The sequence below is a fragment of the Rhodococcus sp. C-2 genome (genome assembly GCF_027854095.1).
GTDB lineage: Bacteria > Actinomycetota > Actinomycetes > Mycobacteriales > Mycobacteriaceae > Rhodococcus_F > Rhodococcus_F qingshengii.
In genome coordinates this window covers 1-4,503 of the sequence record NZ_JAQGFI010000036.1, presented here as the reverse complement: position 1 = coordinate 4,503, position 4,503 = coordinate 1, and the positions used below count along the sequence as shown (strand labels likewise).

At 58.8% G+C, this 4,503-nt stretch carries 4 protein-coding genes; 1 reads left to right on the top strand and 3 read right to left on the bottom strand.

Features of this window, described 5'->3' with window-relative positions:
* Positions 1–435 (top strand): HNH endonuclease family protein (locus PCS43_RS33300; protein ID WP_270923251.1); only part of this gene is annotated, 435 nt, incomplete at its 5' end.
* A 43-nt stretch (positions 436–478) separates the two neighbouring features.
* Here PCS43_RS33300 and PCS43_RS33295 read toward each other — a convergent pair.
* From PCS43_RS33295 to PCS43_RS33285, 3 genes are read right to left on the bottom strand one after another with little or no spacing between them, the layout of a single operon-like run.
* On the bottom strand, positions 479–1,078 hold the full coding sequence (locus tag PCS43_RS33295; protein ID WP_047269065.1) for a DUF6262 family protein: 600 nt from the start codon (positions 1,076–1,078) through the stop codon (positions 479–481).
* The gene (locus PCS43_RS33290) at positions 1,075–3,282 is read right to left on the bottom strand and encodes a tyrosine-type recombinase/integrase (protein ID WP_058037609.1); all 2,208 of its coding nucleotides are present in this window, start codon (positions 3,280–3,282) and stop codon (positions 1,075–1,077) included. Before PCS43_RS33290 ends, PCS43_RS33295 begins: the two co-directional genes overlap by 4 nt.
* On the bottom strand, positions 3,279–4,385 hold the full coding sequence (locus PCS43_RS33285) for a tyrosine-type recombinase/integrase (protein WP_047269064.1): 1,107 nt from the start codon (positions 4,383–4,385) through the stop codon (positions 3,279–3,281). The genes PCS43_RS33290 and PCS43_RS33285 overlap by 4 nt, the downstream gene beginning before the upstream one ends.
* Positions 4,386–4,503 lie beyond the last annotated feature (118 nt).

Here is a 4,503-nt window from a genome sequence, read left to right as displayed (position 1 = left end):
ACGCGCAATAATCTGTTGGCTTCGCGGCTGACTGACGTGGTCTTCAAAGAAGGAAAGAAGCAATGTGTTGTTCTCTCTGGCACGTTGGCTGATCCTTACACTGGAAAGACGATCAATTTTGTTCGGGGACAGGATACTTCGACTGCAGTTCAGATTGACCATGTGGTCGCGTTGAGCGATTCGTGGCAGAAGGGTGCGCAACAATTGAGTCTTCAGGAGCGCACGAATCTGGCGAACGATCCCCGAAATCTGATCCCGGTGGATGGACCGACGAACGCGAAGAAGTCTGATTCCGATGCCGCATCCTGGCTTCCCCCGAACAAGGCGTACCGATGCACCTACGTCTCGAAGCAGATCACGGTGAAGTCGGTCTACCGCCTGTGGGTGACTCAAGCAGAGAAGGATGCGATGTCTGCCGTATTGTCCGCGTGTTGATTCACAGTTCCGCGTAGATTCCGATGCTTGCTGGGGTGTGTTCTTATGTGCCGATTGCTTCGATTCGTCGTGCTGGAGAAACGCTTTGAACCATCCTTTTGAGTGAGGCGCGGGCGGCGGTGAGCTCGTCCTGGAGTTCTTCGGTTCGTGTTGTCATGGTGTCGGCGCGTCTGCGTTCGGAGTCGAGGTCCGAGCGCAGCTCGGCTGCTATCTGTTCGAGCTCGTGGATACGGGCGAGCAGTGTGTCGTGCGGCAGGTGTTCGAGTTGGTTGCCGAGTAGTAGTTGCACTTTGGTCTCGAGCTTGGTTCGGTCCGTTCGTAGCGCCCGAACTTCCTCACGCGCCATCAACAGTTCGGCGTGAAGACTGTCCGCCGTAGCGGACGTGCGTCCGGCGCTGCTTCTGGTGGCGGTGTGGGAGTGCTCTTCTGTGGCGCGTTCGACGGCGGTTCGAATTGCTGCGGTGTTGTAGATGAACCATGGAGAAACGCCTGCGCGACGCGCTATTTCGCTGATGTTGATGCGTTCGCCAGCGGATGAGAGGTCGGCGATGACTGTCAGCGTTCTGCGTTGTTTGTCAGCGCTGTCACGTCGACGGGAGGCGATGAGCCGTTGGGTTCGTATGTCACGGTCATCGGCAGTCATCGTTGTTCGTCCTCGTTCGTGTGGGTGGTTACGGACTCGAGCGGTATGAAGGCAGCTGCGGTCCTCGCTTTCCTCAGTTCGCGGGAGGCGTTGTCGATGACCGCGCGTTGGTCTGCGGGCAGGTCGGCAAGCATTGCGTCCATCGACGAGATGACGTCCGTGAACGCGTGAATTTGGGCGTCGAAGTTGGTGATCACCCACGACGCGGAGTCGGTGGCGATTGCAGTTTCTTTGTCTGTGCGCAGCTCTGCGAGATGCTGCTCGATTGCGGGCCGGTAGGACGGGTCCGGTCGGTAGAAGGAGCATCCTGCGCACTGGAATCGGATCGGGCAGTGTTGGCCGCCGGCTTTGATGTTCGAGGGTTCGGTGCAGTTTCCGAAGGGCACGGCCACCGACTGTCGCTCGTACTCCGTTACCGACGTGAATCCCGCCGGTCGTCCGTGCCTGTCGATCGCGAACTTCGAAATCTCCTCGGTGGCTTGGCGTTTACGTTTGAGTGTGACGGAGAAATATCCCATGGTCGTGTCGACGCTGCGGTGATCCATCAATTCGCGTAGGACGTCCACCGGTGTGCCGTTGTCAGCGTGCCGCTGAGCGTAGGAGTGCCGCAATCCGTAAGGAGTGATCATTGATCTGTCGTAGAGAGCTGGGTTTCCGTCATCGTCGAGTCTTTCGTCGACAAGTTCCGGGATTGCATCGATCCAGATGGCGAAGGCCCGGGACCCGAACTGCGCACCGCTCAAGTGCCCGCGGCGAATGTTGTTGCGGGTTCCCGGCGTGGGAAAGAGCCAGTCGCACAGTGTGTCCGGAACAGACAGCGATTGAAGGTGGTCGAGCCATTGGTCGATCACGGTTGCCGTTGCAGTGCTGATCGGCAATCTACGCCCCATTCTGCGACGTTTACGGTTGTCGTAGACGAGTGTGGGCTTGCCGTCGACCCAGTCCAGGCATGAGCGTTTGAGCCCGACGATCTCACTCGGGCGTCGACCGGTGTCCCGGATGATCTGGTAGACCGTCTGATACATCATGGCGTAGTCGTCAGGGTTCCAGCCCGGCGCGGAGTACGTGGAGTGCCTACCCAGCAGCTCGAGGTGTTGATCGAGTTGTGCGATGACATGTTCGGGGATCGTGCGTCCGAAGTCGTCCTCGCTGGTCTCGACCTGGGCAATTGTGTGCGAACGCAGATCGAGTGCGAAGGAGCCGGGGATGTCATCCATTGCGCCCGTGCGGCGTGAGAACTCGAGAAGTCGGCGCCACCACCCGAGCAATGATCGTCGATGGGTGAAGGAATGGGGCTTGCCCTCTCGATCGGCGCTGGTGCGGAAACCCTCGACGACAGCGCTCATGTCACCGTGGTCGAGTAGTTCGGGGTGATCGCCGTTCGTGCGCAGCGAGAGTTGCCGTGAAGCGATTTCGGCGGCATGAACGGTGTGCCGCAGTGTCGTCACGGGTGGGCGTACCTCGCGGCCGAATTGTTTGGTGATCTCTCGAAGCCATCGCTGTCTGATCTCTCGGAAGTCCACAACGCCACCGGCCGCACTGTATCGCCGGTCCGGAGCAGCTTGCAGGCCCACGACGGCAGGTTTCCACACGTCGGCCATGGTGGGATCAGTACCGGAGTACACGACGTGCGCCCGCTGCAGATGTGTGACCAACGACCGGAACACACCACCGGCTGCAGCTCCGAGTGCCTTCTCGAACTGGCGATTTCCGGCGACATCGAGCAGTGAGCGACAATCCGGTGGGAGGTGGGAAACTATGCTGCGGATCCGCATCGGAACCAAGATGATCTGATCACGGTCACGCTGCTGCACTCCGTAAATAATCTCCGCCGCAACAGTGCCGTTCACCTCACTGAGTTCGAAATCGACTTTCGAAAAGGCTTTTTCGTCTCTTCGTGGAACCGAATCGGGGTCGAATGTCCGGTCGAAGAATGAAGGTGAGGTCCCGTTGAGCTTGCGGTGGCGTTCGCACCGCCTGCAACGGCGGTCGAAGATTTCCACGACCGTCATGCATCGGTCGACTCGGCACAGATAGACCGCTGTCATTTCGTTGTCGACGTCTCCGGTGAATACCTGTCGGCGTGAATCCCATTCCGCGACTCGCCATTGCGGGTCGATTCGTTCGATCAACCACGCTTTCCAGGTCTGTTCGTTTCCAGTCGAGAGGGCTCTTGACTCGACGGGTAGAGCGGTGATGCTCATATGCCCACTCTTTCCACTGCCGCCCTCAGGTCCTCCGCGTCGGGGTGTTGATAGATCGCGGTCGATGCTCGGCTCACATGACCGAGCAACGACTGAACCACGTCGATACCGGTGCCGTTGCGCGTCCAGATTGTGGCTGCCGTATGCCGGAACATGTGGGGCCGCAATCGGAAACCGGCACGGTTGCCGATCCTTTCCACAATCTGTTTTGCGTTCGAATACGACATCGGCGAACCGGCGTGATGCCCGAGAAGGTTGACGAACACGAAGTCCGAGGTCATTGCGGTGGGCACGCTGTCTCGTTCGAGAAGGTACTCGCGATACTGAGTGACCACCTCGTCGCTGACCGGTACGACTCGGGATTGTCCTTTAGCGCGGGCACCGTTCGAATTGCCTTCACGCCGAACAACATGAACATGAGGTCCACGTTCCTGGCATCCCAGATGAACCGAGGTCGGAAGGAAATGCAGGTCGCTACGGCGCGAACCCAATGCCTCTCCGATTCGGAGTCCGGAACGAACCAGCAACAGCACCAGAAAACGGTCTCGTTCGGTGTTCGCGGAGTTCAGAGCATGCGAAAACTGTTCTTCAGTAATAATTTCCGGAGGCTTTACGACTTCCGGCGCTTTGAGGGTTCTGGCACGAATCAGCCGATGCTGACCGGATTCACCTTCGTGGAAATCGCGGGGTGCGTAGGCCAGGTACTTGGGCTGGGACAGCCCAGAAACAACATCTGCGGAGACCAATCCACGCATTCCGCAGAACCTGAGGAATTCGACGACAGCGGTCATCACTGCGTTGACCGATCTGCCGGAGCGCAGCCGGTAGTGGACGGTTGGGGTGTGTTCGACGGCGAATTTGAAACGAGTGAGTTCACCTACACGAATCTCGTGCCAATCCAGTCCGCGACCGGCAGTCCAGTTCAAGAACCAACAGACCCGAGGAACGTATGCGCGGATTGTTTGAGGTGACCTTCCGGCGCCTTGCATGAACAGCACCCACTCGGAAGCCTCCGCGACCGGGCGCATGGATTCTTCGTCCACGATCACCCAACCCGACTGCCCCGTCGTCGGTGAAATGACCTTCTCTACAGCACACGACATCGCCACTCCTATGGCTGTCCCACCTGTGGCATAGACGCTATTAGATAACCATGAGGGACAGGGCGACCGACACGCCGTGCCTACCGTGCCTTCATCCTGATGCGGCGCTAGAGATAAC

Coding starts and splice junctions, on each gene's coding strand:
- PCS43_RS33295 (WP_047269065.1), bottom strand. CDS start 1,078: ATGACTGCCGATGACCGTGACATACGAACCCAACGGCTCATCGCCTCC.
- PCS43_RS33290 (WP_058037609.1), bottom strand. CDS start 3,282: ATGAGCATCACCGCTCTACCCGTCGAGTCAAGAGCCCTCTCGACTGGA.
- PCS43_RS33285 (WP_047269064.1), bottom strand. CDS start 4,385: ATGTCGTGTGCTGTAGAGAAGGTCATTTCACCGACGACGGGGCAGTCG.